The organism is Paenibacillus sp. GL_099_B, assembly GCF_057835695.1.
In genome coordinates, this window is record NZ_CM174430.1 from 3,042,540 (window position 1) to 3,057,496 (window position 14,957).

13 protein-coding genes are annotated in these 14,957 nt (G+C 47.1%); 11 read left to right on the top strand and 2 right to left on the bottom strand.

Going from position 1 to position 14,957, the window contains the following annotated elements:
• The first annotated feature begins 53 nt into the window (after window positions 1-53).
• The 8 genes from AC3ITG_RS14095 (at window position 54) to AC3ITG_RS14130 (ending at window position 9,394) form a co-directional block, all read left to right on the top strand.
• Window positions 54-1,661 (top strand): ABC transporter substrate-binding protein, encoded by a 1,608-nt coding sequence (locus tag AC3ITG_RS14095; RefSeq protein ID WP_489254093.1) that lies wholly within the window; start codon window positions 54-56, stop codon window positions 1,659-1,661.
• 90 nt (window positions 1,662-1,751) lie between these two features.
• Window positions 1,752-2,702 carry an ABC transporter permease gene (locus AC3ITG_RS14100; protein WP_489254094.1) on the top strand — a complete coding sequence of 317 codons (951 nt, stop codon included), beginning with the start codon at window positions 1,752-1,754 and terminating at the stop codon, window positions 2,700-2,702.
• Window positions 2,703-2,718: 16 nt separating this feature from the next.
• The gene (locus AC3ITG_RS14105) at window positions 2,719-3,642 is read left to right on the top strand and encodes an ABC transporter permease (protein WP_489254095.1); all 924 of its coding nucleotides are present in this window, start codon (window positions 2,719-2,721) and stop codon (window positions 3,640-3,642) included.
• Window positions 3,620-4,636 (top strand): ABC transporter ATP-binding protein, encoded by a 1,017-nt coding sequence (locus AC3ITG_RS14110; protein WP_489254096.1) that lies wholly within the window; start codon window positions 3,620-3,622, stop codon window positions 4,634-4,636. The genes AC3ITG_RS14105 and AC3ITG_RS14110 overlap by 23 nt, the downstream gene beginning before the upstream one ends.
• Window positions 4,614-5,603, top strand: a complete 990-nt coding sequence (locus AC3ITG_RS14115; protein ID WP_489254097.1) for an ABC transporter ATP-binding protein — start codon at window positions 4,614-4,616, stop codon at window positions 5,601-5,603. The genes AC3ITG_RS14110 and AC3ITG_RS14115 overlap by 23 nt, the downstream gene beginning before the upstream one ends.
• Window positions 5,604-5,618: 15 nt before the next feature.
• Window positions 5,619-6,872 (top strand): M20 metallopeptidase family protein, encoded by a 1,254-nt coding sequence (locus tag AC3ITG_RS14120; protein WP_489254098.1) that lies wholly within the window; start codon window positions 5,619-5,621, stop codon window positions 6,870-6,872.
• The gene (locus AC3ITG_RS14125; RefSeq protein ID WP_489254099.1) at window positions 6,865-8,571 is read left to right on the top strand and encodes a M28 family peptidase; all 1,707 of its coding nucleotides are present in this window, start codon (window positions 6,865-6,867) and stop codon (window positions 8,569-8,571) included. Before AC3ITG_RS14120 ends, AC3ITG_RS14125 begins: the two co-directional genes overlap by 8 nt.
• Before the next feature lie 58 nt (window positions 8,572-8,629).
• Window positions 8,630-9,394: an SDR family NAD(P)-dependent oxidoreductase gene (locus tag AC3ITG_RS14130; RefSeq protein ID WP_489254100.1), complete on the top strand. Its 765-nt coding sequence runs from the start codon at window positions 8,630-8,632 to the stop codon at window positions 9,392-9,394.
• Between the two features lie 47 nt (window positions 9,395-9,441).
• Here the strand turns inward: AC3ITG_RS14130 and AC3ITG_RS14135 are convergent, their stop codons facing one another.
• Window positions 9,442-10,371, bottom strand: coding sequence for a LysR family transcriptional regulator (locus AC3ITG_RS14135; RefSeq protein ID WP_489254101.1), 930 nt, complete (start codon window positions 10,369-10,371; stop codon window positions 9,442-9,444).
• Window positions 10,372-10,611: 240 nt separating this feature from the next.
• Between AC3ITG_RS14135 and AC3ITG_RS14140 the strand changes: the two genes are divergently transcribed.
• The 3 genes from AC3ITG_RS14140 to AC3ITG_RS14150 all read left to right on the top strand — a co-directional run bounded on the left by AC3ITG_RS14140 (window position 10,612) and on the right by AC3ITG_RS14150 (window position 13,677).
• Complete coding sequence (locus AC3ITG_RS14140) at window positions 10,612-11,199, top strand: TetR/AcrR family transcriptional regulator (RefSeq protein WP_413378242.1); 588 nt, start codon at window positions 10,612-10,614, stop codon at window positions 11,197-11,199.
• A gap of 65 nt (window positions 11,200-11,264) precedes the next feature.
• Window positions 11,265-12,746, top strand: a complete 1,482-nt coding sequence (locus tag AC3ITG_RS14145) for a DHA2 family efflux MFS transporter permease subunit (RefSeq protein WP_413379635.1) — start codon at window positions 11,265-11,267, stop codon at window positions 12,744-12,746.
• Between the two features lie 277 nt (window positions 12,747-13,023).
• Complete coding sequence (locus AC3ITG_RS14150) at window positions 13,024-13,677, top strand: protein kinase family protein (RefSeq protein ID WP_489254102.1); 654 nt, start codon at window positions 13,024-13,026, stop codon at window positions 13,675-13,677.
• A 97-nt stretch (window positions 13,678-13,774) separates the two neighbouring features.
• On the opposite strand, the gene AC3ITG_RS14155 is transcribed toward AC3ITG_RS14150, so the two are convergent.
• Window positions 13,775-14,755 carry an alpha/beta fold hydrolase gene (locus tag AC3ITG_RS14155; RefSeq protein WP_489254103.1) on the bottom strand — a complete coding sequence of 327 codons (981 nt, stop codon included), beginning with the start codon at window positions 14,753-14,755 and terminating at the stop codon, window positions 13,775-13,777.
• Between the last annotated feature and the right edge of the window lie 202 nt (window positions 14,756-14,957).

The following is a 14,957-nucleotide window of genomic DNA, read 5'->3' on the forward strand; positions in this document are numbered from 1 at the left end:
TTCAGGACAGTGAAATCGGATTTAACATTATGCATGAGAGCGAGAGGGGTTACATGATGAGAAAACATACCAAGCCTGCTTTAATGATGATTCTGGCATTCCTGCTTCTGGCAGGTTGCGCTTCAGGTGGAGAAGGTCAGCAGAGTACACAAGCCTCTTCAACAACCGGTGAAAGTTCGTCACAGCAGACATCGGCTGAAGGAAAGACAGGCGGGACGCTGAACATTGGTTATCCAACACAACCGGTCACACTGGATGCACATGTGTCTTCCAATACAGCGGTCAAGGATATTTCACGCGAGATCTATGAGCAACTGGTAACGTTGGATAAAGATGCACAGGTCATTCCGCTGCTGGCAGAATCTTATGAGATCAGCGACGACAAATTATCCTATACATTCCATCTGCGCCAAGGTGTGAAGTTTCATAATGGCAAGGAACTGCAAGCGGAGGACGTTGTTGCTTCCCTGAATCGCTGGATCAAACTGTCTAGTCATGGTAAAGCAAACTTTGTGGGTGCCGAGGCCAAAGAAACAGATACTTATACCGTCGTACTTCAATTGAAAACGCCGTTTCTGCTAACACTGCAACTGCTTGCTGATCCGATTCCCGCAGCGGCGATCTACCCGAAAGAAGTGGTTGATGAGGCAGATGATAAAGGGATCAAATCATTCATTGGTACAGGTCCGTTTCAACTGGAGGAGTGGAAGCAGGATCAGTATATTCATTTGAAAAAGTATGACGATTACTCCGCCCGTACCGAGCCGAGTGATGGAGCAGGCGGCAAAAAGGAAGCGCTGGTCGATGACCTGTACTTCCGCTTCGTAACAGACGAGTCGACCCGTCTTGCCGGGATTACTTCCGGGGAATATGACATTGCACTGAATATCTCTGTGGATAATGAACAGCAGATCGCGGACAATCTTGACTTGCAAACCTTCCTCAGTCCGGGAGGCATGATTGGATATTTCTATAACAGCAATGACGGCTTGTTCAAGAACGTCAAACTTCGTCAGGCTGTCAATGCCATTCAGAACGTCGATGACATACTGACATCGGCATTCCGTGATCCACAATTTTATGTGAAGACATCCTCTCTGGTTCTACCCGAATATCCGAACTGGTATTCGGAAGCAGGCAAAGAATCGTACAGCCAAGCTAACGCGGATAAAGCAAAGCAATTGCTTCAAGAAGCAGGCTATAACGGCGAAGAAATCAAAATTTTCACGACGAGAGATTATGTGGATCAATATAACGTAGCGGTTGTTTTGCAGCAGGAGCTGGAGTCGATTGGCGTCAAGGTTAAGCTGGATGTCTATGATTGGCCTACTTTGCAGGAAAAACTCGGTACAGGCACAGGGTGGGATATCTACCCCATGAGTTATGCGTTCCGGCCTACGTTCTACCAGTATGCGTTCTGGGGAGGCGGAGCAGGGCTGCTGAAAAGCGAGAAACTGAGCGAGCTACTTCAAGGAATCCGGACGTCAGATTCAGTAGAGGCCGCAAGGCCGCTCATTGATGAATTGCAGCAATTTGTATGGACCGAAGTTCCATTCTCTCAGATCGGGCATACCAAACAGGTTACAGCGCTATCGAAAAATATAAGTGGTTTCCAGAACATTTTGGGCCCGATCTTCTGGAATACAACCAATAACAAGTAGTTAAAAGGAAAGGCAGCGGATGAAAAGGCGTAGCATTGCTTCCACAGGAATACGCCTTTCCGTTTGCCATTGGAAAGAGGTGGCCCTCATATGGGTGGATATATTGTTCGTCGGTTATTGTCCTTGATACCTGTCCTGTTTGTAGTAGCAGTCGTGGTGTTCTCCATCATTCATGTCACACCAGGGGATCCCGCTGCGATTCTGCTGGGTGAAGAGGCGAGCAAAGCCGATATTGATGAGCTAAGAAGCAAGCTGGGGTTGGACAGACCGATCTATGAGCAATTCGGCATTTGGTTGCTGGGGCTGTTATCCGGGAATTTGGGGGAGTCCATCTTTCTGGACAAGCCTGTGACAGAGGCTTTTTTTGAACGATTGGCGCCTACTTTGTCCCTTGCGATCATTGCCCAGGTGATTGGTGTGTTTCTTGCCTTGTTCCTTGGCATTACTGCGGTTAAGCGAAGAGGAACCATCGTGGACCAATCGGTGATGGGTTTCTCCATGCTGGGCATCTCCATTCCGAGTTTTCTGTTGGGATCACTGCTGGTCATGTTCTTTAGTGTGAAGCTGCGCTGGCTTCCCGTTGCAGGGTATCAACCGCTCACAGAAGGTCTGTGGCAGCATATCAAGTATCTGTTGCTCCCTGGCATCGTGCTCGGCATCATTCAGGCAGCGCTCATTACCCGAATGACAAGATCCTCCATCCTGGATGTAATGTCCGGCAATTTTATCAAAACCGCCAAAGCCAAGGGAGTCAAAGAAAAAACGATCGTGTATACACACGCGTTGCGCGTTGCATTCATCCCTATTCTCACGGTTATTGGGGAATCGTTCGGTGGGCTGGTTATTGGCGCTGCGGTTATAGAAACGCTATTCAATATTCCGGGAGTGGGGCAGCTCATCGTCAATTCGATTAGTCGAAGAGATTACTCGGTTATTCAGGGCTCGGTGCTGCTGGTCACGGTAGCTTATGTGTTCGTAAACCTAATCGTTGATTTGATGTATGGTTTGGTCGATCCGCGAGTTCGATTAAGCAAGAAATGAAGGGGGTGGAGACAACTTGATAACCAATCCGGATACCACCATCGCTGCGTCAGGACTTCACAAAAGGAAGAACAGGCGCATCGTATTCAGACGCTTTATGCATAATCAGTTGTTAACCACAGGGGCGGGAATTCTGCTTGTTGTTGTGCTTCTGGTAATCATCGGGCCGATGCTTACACCATACGGGCCGTTACAGATTGATCCGGTGAATCGACTTAAAGGCCCCAATGTACAGCACATATTTGGTACAGATAACTTTGGACGTGATGTATTCACTCGCGCCGTATATGGTTTGCGTATTTCGGTTTTGGTTGGTTTCGCTGTTACGGTTGTGTCTTCTTTTATCGGCATGATTGTGGGGCTGTTATCTGCAAGTTATTCGGTGCTCGATCATATCTTTATGCGCATCTGTGATGGATTGTTTGCATTTCCGTCCATTTTGCTTGCCATTTCCATCATGGCGGCTCTTGGCCCGAATCCGGGCAATGTCATTATCGCTCTAAGTATTATCTTCATTCCATCGATGGCCCGGATTATTCGTTCCAAGGCGCTGGTCATTCGGGAATTGACTTATATCGAAGCATTACATGCACAGGGAGCAAGCAGCTGGCGTATCATTTGGATTCATATGGCGCCCAATACGATGTCTCCGCTCATTATCCAATCCAGCTTTATTTTTGCCGTATCGATCCTGACAGAAGCTTCTCTAAGTTTTCTTGGAGCAGGTATTCCTTCCCCATCCCCAAGTCTTGGGAATATGCTTTTTGACGGAAAAACGGTGATCTACAATGCTTGGTGGATGACTGTCTTCCCGGGCATTTTCCTGGTGCTCGTTGTACTGGGTCTGAACCTGTTCGGCGATGGCCTTAGAGATCTGCTCGACCCGCATGCGAATAAGGTGAAAAGGGGGAGACGTCGTGGGAAAACAACCGCTGCTTGAGGTGAAGGACCTGAAAGTGTCTATTTCAACCGAAAAAGGAACCATTCACCCGGTGGAAGGCGTATCCTTCCACGTCCTTGCCGGGGAGACGCTGGGTATCGTAGGTGAGTCCGGCTGCGGGAAAAGCGTAACCGCCGAATCCATTCTCAGACTGTTTGACGAAGATTACGTAGATTACTCGGGTGAAGTCCTCTACGAAGGAACCGATCTCTTAAGCTTGTCCAAAAGACAAATGGAACGCATACGTGGCAATGAACTCTCCATGATCTTTCAAGACCCCATGTCTTCCCTGAATCCGGTCCAGACGATTGGCAAACAAATTGCCGAGAGCTTGAAGCTGCATCAAGGCATGAATGGCAGACAGGCGCGTCTTGCTGCCGTGGATCTGCTGCGTATGACAGGTATCCCCTCACCTGAAAAGAGGGTGGATGAGCATCCGCATGAAATTTCGGGAGGGATGCGACAGCGGGTCATGATTGCCATGGCACTTGCCTGTAATCCGAAACTGCTTATCGCGGATGAACCGACAACGGCACTGGATGTGACGATTCAGGCGCAAATACTGGAGCTGATCGAAAGTATGCAAGCGAAGACCGGGCTTGGTGTTATCCTGATTACACATGACCTGGGTGTAGTCGCAGAGACGTGTACGAGAGTGGCCGTCATGTATCTTGGACAGGTCGTGGAGGAGGCGAGCGTGGACGATTTATTTTTCAATCCCCAGCATCCATATACGTCAGGTTTAATGAAATCCATTCCCCGTATTGATGGCGAGCAGCACAGCAAGCTCCATGTCATTGAGGGAACGGTACCCGCGCTGCATCAGGTTCCGACAGGCTGCAGATTCGCTCCAAGATGTGCTTATGCGGATGAACAATGCTTGCAAGCAGCGCCTTCTTTGAAACAGGTGGACGAGAACCATTCGGTACGCTGCTGGTATCCCGGAATAGCAACGATTCAGGAGGAGACACATGAACTTGAAATCATTGGTTGAGTCGAAGCCGCTGCTACAAGTTAGCAATCTGAATAAACATTTCCCTGTGCGATCTTCTTTTGGCAGAACCAGGGGGCAAGTCAAGGCCGTCAACGGGGTATCCTTTGACATCCACACAGGACAAACCTTTGGCCTGGTGGGCGAATCCGGCTGCGGTAAAAGCACACTCGGTCGATCGATTCTCAGACTTGTTGAGCCAACATCAGGGGAAGCATTTTATGAGGGCACGGATATTCTGGGGTTAAGCAAAAAAGAACTGCGAAGCTACAGGCAGCATATGCAGATGGTATTTCAGGACCCGTACACCTCGCTGGACCCTCGTAAACGCATCGGATACTCCATTGAAGAACCGCTATTAATCCACAAGAAGGGCAACAAGCGGGACAGAATGGAAACAGCTATGTCGTTGCTGCGCAAAGTTGGATTCAGTGAAGAACATTACGAGCGGTTTCCTCATGAATTTTCAGGTGGTCAGCGTCAAAGGCTGGGCATCGCCAAAGCGTTGGCCCTTGGGCCGAAGCTCATTATATGTGATGAACCGGTATCGGCGCTGGACGTATCGATTCAGTCTCAGGTCATTAATTTGCTGGAAGAGGTCCAAGAGGAGCTCGGCATCTCCTATTTATTCATTGCACATGACCTTAGCGTTGTACGCCATATTGCAGATCGCATCGGTGTGATGTATTTGGGAGAGATGGTGGAGCAGGGGCCAGCGGAAGCTTTGTTCGCCGATCCTTTGCATCCCTATACCAAATCATTATTGTCTGCGGTACCTATCCCGAATCCCCGTGCTAAAAGGGAAAGAGTTGTATTAAGCGGTGAGATTCCATCGCCACTTCATCCGCCTGCGGGCTGTGTTTTTCATACCCGATGCCCATACGTTATGGAGACATGCCGACAGGTCGTTCCGCAAAAACGGTTCGTCACTCCAGACCGTGAAGTGCAGTGTCATTTATACGATGAATAGAGGAGGAATGAAACAATGAGTTTTCGTAGTTCAGCCAAAAAGTGGAAGGCCGAGGCTATACGGCTTCGCCGCCATATTCACCAGAATCCTGAGCTTGGGCACCAGGAATTTGAAACGGCCAAGCTGGTTGCTCAATTTTTGGAGGATGTTGGCCTCGAAGTACAGACGGGTGTAGGCGGAACAGGGGTTGTTGGGCTTTTGAAAGGAGGACGTGAGGGAAGAACCATTGGAATTCGCGCCGATATGGATGCACTACCTATTGAAGAGAAGACAGGATTGCCGTTTGCCAGCGTTCACGAAGGGGTGATGCATGCTTGCGGGCACGATGTGCATACCGCCATTCTTCTTGGAACAGCAGCGGCATTAAGTGAGCACAGGGATGAGCTTCAGGGAACGGTGAAGTTCATATTCCAGCCTGCTGAGGAAGTTCAGGGAGGGGCAACGGATCTGATTGATGCAGGTGTATTGCATAATCCGGAAGTGAATGCGATCATTGCGCTCCACGTGTGGCCGGATTTGCCTGCTGGCAAGATTGGTTTGAGAAAAGGGGCCATGCTGGCAGCGGCAGATGCTTTTGATATTCGAGTGACGGGGAAAGGTGGACATGCTGCCTATCCGCATCGAACCATCGATCCGGTCATCATTGCAGCCCAGATTATAACTGCGTTGCAAACGGTAGTATCCCGAAACTTGTCTCCGCTTGATTCTTCCGTCATCTCGATCACGAAACTGCAAAGCAATAGCAATGCTTATAACGTTATCGCTGGGGAGGTCCAACTCAGAGGTACCATTCGTACGCACAATCCTGAGACGCGTGAAGCTGTGCCAGTATATATGAAGCGACTCATTGAGACCATTGCGGAAGGGTTCGGTGGTAAAGCGGAATTTGATTACTACCGCGGCGGTTCTCCTGTAATAAACGATGATCATATCGTCGATGTGATTGAACAGGCAGCGGCAGATACCATTGGTCAGGAAGCTGTGGTGTATCTGAAGGAGCCATCCATGGGCGCCGAAGATTTTGGTGCGTATCTCGAATATGTGCCGGGTGCCATATTTCGGCTCGGCACGATTACAGAAGAAGATGCCCGTTCAGAGCTGCCCCTTCACAGTGATTCCATTATTTTTGATGAGCAAGCGATTGTTACAGGAATATCGGTTCTTGGAGAAGCAGCCATCCGTTACTTGAACAAGAGCAGTGAGGATGAATCAAGGATTGCGCTAGGTGTTGCAGCAGGCAATGAGGACAGGGGGGATCGACATGACTGAGTTGCAGCAACAGTCGGAGGTAGACTCGATACTGCATGAGATCGACCGTGATCTGCTGCTTGAATACAACAGACAGATTGCGAAGGAAATTCGTTTGTCGGGTTCCGAAGAGGAATTACGGGCTTTTCGTTATATTAAGGAACAGCTTGAGGACTTTGGGTTGACCACAGAGCTTACGTTTAACAAAGCCTACATCAGTATTCCTGTCAGAGCAGAACTTAAGGTCGGAGGCATTTCTTTTGCAGCTATTACACATTCCATGTCAGCCCAGGCGGAACGTTTGAACACGTTTTTGAGATTCATAGAGCTAAAGGATTCAGAACAGAGCGTCTGGGCCAATCAAGTGACAGGTCATGCGGTGATCGTTCACGGACTTGCGAATGGGCCCACGATTTATCGTTTGCAGCAGTTGGGTGCAGCGGCGGTCATATTTATCAATAGCGGTTCGTACACGCATGAAATGATCGTTTCCTCCGTGTGGGGAAATCCGACACCAGAGGATGATGGTTATCCGTCCATTCCGGTTCTGTCGGTCAACCATTCGGATGGAGAGCAGATCAAGTCTTTAATCGCCGCGGAAGAAAGAGAGACTCTAGAGATTACACTGACCGCGGAAGTGCGTACAGACTGGGTGAACATTCCGACCCTGATTGCTGAGATACAGGGGACGGAAGAGCCTGAATCCTTTGTGTTGTTTAGCGGGCATGTGGATTCATGGCATTATGGCGCGATGGATAACGGCTCCGCCAATGCAGTCATCGTGGAGACGGCACGGGTATTATCATTGCATCGCGACACGCTTCGGCGCTCCGTTCGGTTCGCATTTTGGTCAGGCCATTCCCACGGCAGATATGCCGGCTCTGCGTTCTACAGCGATCTTCATTGGGAAGATTTGCACGAAAATGGGGTGTTGCATATCAATATTGATTCCGTGGGCGCCAAGGGAGCGAGTCATCTCGGTGCAGCAAACACAATGGCAGAGACACGGACACTTTGTGCAGATGCCATACGTATCGTCACGGATGAACCTTTTTGCGGTTCCCCGTTTGGGAGGTCGGGAGATCAGTCCTTCTGGGGTGCTGGACTTCCGTCTGCTTTTATGGGGCTGTCCTATCAGCCTGAGGGCTGGTTTGGCTGGTGGTGGCATACGACAGAGGATACGCTGGACAAAATTGATGGAGATTATCTGGCCCGTGATTGCAAAGTGTACGTAGCTGCCGTCTATAATACTGCTTCTGCTCCCATTATTCCAATTGATCAGAGACAGGCGATCCGAACCCTTTCCGAACGAATTGGCTATTATAGAGAGCTTATCGGAGACAAGCTTGATCTTTCGCGCTTAACAAGCAGGGTCCAGCAGCTACAGAATGCCACGGACCAATTCTATGACCGGATAGGCTCTACGTCCCTGCCGGATGCTTCTGTTAATGAAGCGAACCGAACGATATTGTCACTTAGCAGATCGCTGGTTCCCATTAATTATGTTCGAGGCAGCCGGTATGATCATGATGCCGCAGGCAGTCATACGCTTGTGCCTGCGCTGTCAGACATCGAACTTCTGGCGGTAGCCGAAGTAGACAGTGAAGCCTTTTTCAGACTCCAAACATCACTTATACGTCAGGTGAATCGAATTGGTTATGAGATAAAGCAGGCAGAGCGACTTGTCGTGGAGGCCGAAAATAATCTCGTTTGGAATTAACCCAAGGTGAAGCAGCCTGTTTACAGCAAGAACATCATGGTATAGAGGAGCGACTGTCATGCCGGAACGAACATTTGCAGGGAAAAAGGTAGTCATTACCGGAGCGGCAGGTGTCTTTGGCCAATGGATTGCGCAAGCATACGCCGCCGAAGGCGCGAGCCTTTATCTGTCCGATATCCGGGAGGATGCGCTACGAAATACAGTAGATAAGCTGAAGCAGGAGGGAGTGGATGTTCACTGGCATGTAACGAATCTTTTGGATGAACACTCCATTAATGAATTGGTTCAAGCGGTCGAACAGCAATGGAAAGCGCCGGATATCGTCATCAATAATGCGGGAATATATCCATACCGCACACTCATGAACATGACGCTTCAACATTGGAATGAGACGATGGATCTAAATCTGGCAGCACCATTCCTGCTTACTCAGCATTTTGCCAATCAGATGATTGCGAGCGAGGTAGAAGGTTCCTTCATTAATATAAGCTCTGGAGCAGCTTCCACAGCAGGTGTCGGCATGGGGAATTATTCGGTTTCGAAAGTAGGGATCGAGATGCTGACCAAAACCTTTGCCCTGGAGTTGTCGCCCTATCGCATTCGGGTAAATGCGGTTGTGCCGGGTTATGCACCCGGCAGCGAGGTTAGTGTGATGACGAAGGAGCATACGGAACATATGATCAAAATTACACCGCTTGGCCGGACATCAGGTCCGGATGACGCTCCCCAAGCGATATTGTATCTGACCTCTGACCAGGCTTCATTTATTACAGGCAGCATATTAACGGTAGATGGTGGACGCACGGCAGGCAGACTCAAGTAGCAGACTGCACCCTGAAAAAGAAAATACAATGGCAGCTGGTGAGTCCATTACGGCATAGCCAGCTGGGAAGGGAGTTCAAATTCAGGAACATATAAATTGCTCTGAAGCAGCGCAGCTCGAATGTCCAGCATCAGCTTTTCGCTGGCGGAGCCAAGCGGTATATTTCGTTTACGCAAAATGCCTGCAATGGGCCCGACCCTCAGATCGGCAATTTTTTGAATAACGGTACCGGGAATGGTTGGGCAGATTGTTGCAATCGGAGCAATGGTTATGCCTAATTTGGCTTGTACATAATACTTGTGAGATCGGATATTACTTATTTCGATTCCCTGATAATCGCTGTCGATTTTCTCGGCCAATAGCTGCTCAATGCGGATGCGAATCGGGCAATTGGGGGGCGTGAACAGAAATTGTTGTCCTTTCAGATCTGCCAAATGGATTTCATCACCCTGAGCAAATGGATGTGAATCATACAACAGCAACGCCATCGGTTCAAAAAGCAGCGGTTGAAACTCGGTATCCATACTGGTTTCAGGAGAAGGACAGACGGCAAAGTCAAGCTGCTCATCAATTAGCAGTTCATTAAGCAGCTTGCTGTCCCCGATGCGCACGCTGAGCTTAATCTTGGGATTCTGTTTTACAAAAGAAGACAGAATAGCAGGAAGCCGATGGCTGGCTGTTGGCTCGGATACTCCAATTCGTACAAACCCCGCTTGTCCCTGTTGAATGTCGGTGATTGTATTTGTTAAATACTCGTATTCCTTCAGAAGCTGATCGGCTCTGGCGTAGAATATTTTCCCCGCTTCCGTCAATTTAATCTTTTTTCCTCTATCCAGTAATTTCATACCCAGATCGGCCTCAAGTTTCTGCATATGCAGCGTAATTGCGGGTTGTGAATACTGCAAAGCTTCTGCTGCCTGTTGAAAGCTCCCGAGCTTTACAATCGTTTGAAAGGTCTTGATCATTCGCATTTCCATGGCAAACACCTTTCTATTCATTATTGTAATGATCAGTATATCATGCTTAATGCATACTATCCCAATAGGATATTATGTTTTTAAAATGTTATCAAGGATAATTTGTTCCTGTTCTTTCTAAGCACTGAATTGATAGCGCTATCATGAAAATCGGCCTAAATATAAGGGTTGACAGTGTTTTTCGAAACGGTTTTAATTATATAGACCGATTGTTATAATTCATTTAAGGATGTGGCTTTATTGAGTGAAAAGTCTAATGCTAGAGAACTAATCGTCAGCACAGCAGCCAGACTGTTTTTTTCACAAGGATATCATGCGACCGGTCTAAATCAGATTATTAAGGAGAGCAGTACGCCAAAAGGCTCGTTATATCATTATTTCCCACATGGCAAGGAAGAGCTCGCTCATGAATGCATTCAAAAAGCCAATGAAAACATTCTGCAGAAGTTTGAAGAAATATTTGCAGCCCATGATAATACGGGGGATGCCATTCAGCAATTTATTCATGACTTAGCGATTGAAACGGAGGCGGCAGGTTTTACGGGTTTTCTTCCATTTAGTTTCTGGGCAGCCGTGGAGACCTCATGCATCAGTCAACAATTGCGAATTGCCTGTCAGGACGTGTTTGCAGGATGGCAGCAAATCATTACGAAACATCTGATTTTGGATGGCATAGGTGAAAAGAAAGCACAAGAGATGGGACTTCTCGTCATTTCCTTAATGGAGGGCGCATTGATTATCAGCCTGACCAACCAGGACAAACAGCCTTTGCTGACGGCTGCTGATTATTTGTCCGTTGTGGCGAAGAATGCAAAAGAGAAGCAATAAGCTTCGTAAAGAGAGAAATAGAAATCGTCAGATTGTTTGAGGAGGATGGGATCGTGGAGGCTTCAATGAAGGCTGGATCTGTACAAGATCAACAAGAAACAAAACAATATAAAGTATTTCCGATTTTATTCGCCATGCTACTCAGCGGCTTTATTGGTCTGTTCGGTGAAACGGCACTAAATGTGGCTTTGACACCACTTATGGGCTTGCTGGAAGTTGGACCTACAACGATTCAATGGTTAACGACAGGTTATTTGCTCGTATTAGGAATTTTGGTACCGGTATCCGGTATGCTGTTGCAGTGGTTTACTACAAGACAGCTGTTTACAACTTCCCTGATTTTTTCGATAGCAGGAACTTTTGTTGCTGCGCTTGCACCTAGCTTCGAAATTCTATTAGTGGCACGAGTACTACAGGCAGTAGGTACAGCTCTGTTGTTGCCACTGATGTTTAACACCATATTGGTTATTTTCCCGATCGAAAAACGTGGTGCTGCCATGGGACTGATTGGTTTGGTTATCATGTTTGCGCCAGCAAGTGGTCCGAGTATCTCCGGTCTGATTCTGGCTAACCTGAGCTGGCACTGGATCTTCTGGATCTCATTGCCGTTCTTCATAATCTCATTGGTATGTGGCTTGCTGTTCTTACCGAATATTTCGAAATTGACGAAGCCCAAAATTGATGTTCTTTCCATTGTACTTTCCACACTTGGCTTTGGTGGAATCGTGTACGGATTCAGTAGTGCAGGAGGACATGGGGAAAGTGGCGGTGGCTGGACCAGTCCTATCGTTGTAGCCACACTGGTTATTGGAGTATTATCTTTGCTGCTGTTCAGCATCCGTCAATTGAGAATGAAACAGCCGATGATGGATCTGCGGGCGTTCAAATATCCAATGTTTACAGTCGGCTTGATTCTGATCTTCCTTTGTATGATGATGATGTTGTCATCCATGCTGATCCTGCCGATGTACCTGCAACAAGGTATGGCAGTTACGGCACTGACTGCCGGTCTGGTTTTGCTGCCGGGCAGCTTGCTGAATGGATTCTTGTCCCCAGTTATGGGGCGTCTGTTTGACAAATTCGGTCCGAAATGGCTTGTGATTATTGGTCTTGCTATCGTGACTGTTGTACTCTTCATGTACACAGGAATCACTCCGACAACGACTTTGAGTAAGATTATTACGCTGCATGTGTTCATGATGATCGGGATTTCAATGATTATGATGCCTGCACAAACCAACGGCTTGAATCAATTGCCACCTGATTTCTATCCTCACGGAACGGCAATTATGAATACATTGCAGCAGGTATCCGGGGCTATTGGTACAGCTGTTGCGGTAAGTATACTGAGTGCAGGTCAGACCCGCTTCTTGAGCGGAGTGACGGATCCTGGGAGCCCAGAGAATCAGTTGGCAGGTTTCACATCCGGTGTACAAAATGCATTTATTTTCGCACTGGTTCTTGCTGTGATTGGACTGATCACTTCACTCTTCGTAAAACGAGTTAAGGTCGGTGCTCAGCAGGGCCAACAAGGTCCTATGCATTAATTGAAAGTCATATAAGAAATGAAACGATGCTTTCTCTTCAATAGAGGGCATCGTTTTTTTGTACCTTGACATGAAACGGGTTCCATCCATTAGAGTGAAAATAAACCTGCCAGTCGAATAAAATAAATCTCGATGTTGGAAGCAAATAGTTCATGTTCTGGTGAAATTGTATATGTTCATATGGAATTTTAAAGATAATATAGAGAGTAGATTAATGAATGATAACGGATAGAGGAAAACGTTTTAGAATGTATTTTATAATCAAGGAGACGTCTTTATGAGAATCGTTAAATCTATACCTGCGAATATTGAACAATTGCTAGATCGCTATGATAAAAACGGTCATCTGACCATGCAAGCTTCACTAATGGGAAAGCAGTCGGTTGTCTATCGTTTACAAGAGTACTGCCTTAAGGTATATACACCTCGTGGAAAAGTGAATGGAGAATTGGAATGTGAGGCGCTCTTGTCATTGCAAAACAATCATCATGTTCCCGAATTGTATGCGTACGCTCCGGGGAATTTTCTACTGACAGAGTGGATTGAAGGATTCAACCTGAGACAGTATCGGGCAGCGTACGGACACATACCGCACAATCTAATATATGATATGTTTTCAACAGAACTTCAGCAGATACAGGCGGGTTATCTCGATTGGGATGTCATACGATATGAGAATTTGTTATGGACTGCAACAGGGGAGGTCAAACGAACTGATTTTTGGCTATGTGAACCTGTCAGTTGCCTGCGGATTCGAGAGCGATTACAACAAGAGATTATTCGAAAGATTGAGCGGATATACAGCGGTGATGGAGCTGACCTGGAGGAGGTCGTGCATTATTTTGATCGACACGGTCTCACGACCGCGGAGGTCCAAGAGGCATTAGCACATTTCAGATCGCAAACACCGAGGACGGCACTAGCACAGTGAGACCTTTAATGAAATAAAAACCCTGACGATTACCAGAATCGTTAGGGTTATATTTTGAAACGAATTGTATTGCTTGTTTAACGTTTGTTCAGGGAATCTACTTCTTGACCAGTTCCAATATTTCATCGGCTACAAGATCCGGGTGATATTGATGAATATAATGCTCGGTGTCCTTAACAGTTACATGTTTGGAATGTTCTGACCAGGACGTAAATTCAGCTTGGGTTTTATCCCATATAGGCTCACTGGCTCCGAAGTAATCTGCTGTCACTATGGTAAGCGGAAACGGGAAGGGCTTTTTGTTGTCGACGACAACCTTGGCATTGGCTGTCATTTCACGCAACTCATCCACGGTGTTGGCATTCCCATAGTTAAGTAATAGAGCCGTTGTATCTATTTTCTTCAGATCATCTGGTACAAACTTCAGGCCGTTGCGATTGGCATTGGAAGCTTCCACAACAGCGTCAGACTGTAAAGTCAACCGAAACAAACCTGTTTTGATACGGAATTGGTTCATGAAGCCACCAATCACACTTGCCATATCGTCAGTGTCATTGGCGTAATATTCCGGACTTCCCCCATCCAACATGACAATACCTTGTACTTCATCCGGATATTTTTGCGCAAACCGAAGCGTTTCCAGCGAACCGAGGGAGTGACCCACCAGAACGTATGGTGGCTTTTGCCCAGATACCTCTAATAATTCGTGCAATTCATCTGCCACGGTATCGACATCGCGTTTCTTATCGGTCATATCGCTATAACCATAGCCAAAGCGATCATAAACCACGAATTTCGTGTAAGGTGCAAGCTTTTCATAGAGCGGATAATAATCCACATAAGGATCAGCTGTACCCCATCCAGATGCAAGGACAACTGTTGTATCTCCTTGACCACCCGTATATAAATGCATATTGTCTCCATGTATGCTGTAGAGCTTGCCAGGCGGAATAAACGTTTTCTGATCCTGACGGGTACTCACTTGTTGATAGATCAAGCCCGTAACCAGAAGGAGAAGTAAAGCCACTGCTCCGAATATAAACGTCTTAAATAATCTTCTGCGAAATTTTTTCATCATCTCTCACATACTCTCTCTGTATTTTCTCTATCATATATGCCCAATCTTATTGGAGAGAAAACAGAGTCTTAATTCCACCTTAATTATTTTTTGCCCGATTTAATTGGATGAAATGTATATTTCTCAGAATTGATTGATAGCCAAAGGCGACCCTGTTGATATAATATACCGATATGAAGGATAGAAAGGGCGAGGAAGCGGA

What these genes read in the sequence shown, in the direction of transcription:
- AC3ITG_RS14095 (WP_489254093.1), top strand. Translation starts at nt 54, where the DNA reads ATGATGAGAAAACATACCAAGCCTGCTTTAATGATGATTCTGGCATTC.
- AC3ITG_RS14100 (WP_489254094.1), top strand. Translation starts at nt 1,752, where the DNA reads ATGGGTGGATATATTGTTCGTCGGTTATTGTCCTTGATACCTGTCCTG.
- AC3ITG_RS14115 (WP_489254097.1), top strand. Translation starts at nt 4,614, where the DNA reads ATGAACTTGAAATCATTGGTTGAGTCGAAGCCGCTGCTACAAGTTAGC.
- AC3ITG_RS14120 (WP_489254098.1), top strand. Translation starts at nt 5,619, where the DNA reads ATGAGTTTTCGTAGTTCAGCCAAAAAGTGGAAGGCCGAGGCTATACGG.
- AC3ITG_RS14125 (WP_489254099.1), top strand. Translation starts at nt 6,865, where the DNA reads ATGACTGAGTTGCAGCAACAGTCGGAGGTAGACTCGATACTGCATGAG.
- AC3ITG_RS14130 (WP_489254100.1), top strand. Translation starts at nt 8,630, where the DNA reads ATGCCGGAACGAACATTTGCAGGGAAAAAGGTAGTCATTACCGGAGCG.
- AC3ITG_RS14135 (WP_489254101.1), bottom strand. Translation starts at nt 10,371, where the DNA reads ATGGAAATGCGAATGATCAAGACCTTTCAAACGATTGTAAAGCTCGGG.
- AC3ITG_RS14145 (WP_413379635.1), top strand. Translation starts at nt 11,265, where the DNA reads ATGAAGGCTGGATCTGTACAAGATCAACAAGAAACAAAACAATATAAA.
- AC3ITG_RS14150 (WP_489254102.1), top strand. Translation starts at nt 13,024, where the DNA reads ATGAGAATCGTTAAATCTATACCTGCGAATATTGAACAATTGCTAGAT.
- AC3ITG_RS14155 (WP_489254103.1), bottom strand. Translation starts at nt 14,755, where the DNA reads ATGATGAAAAAATTTCGCAGAAGATTATTTAAGACGTTTATATTCGGA.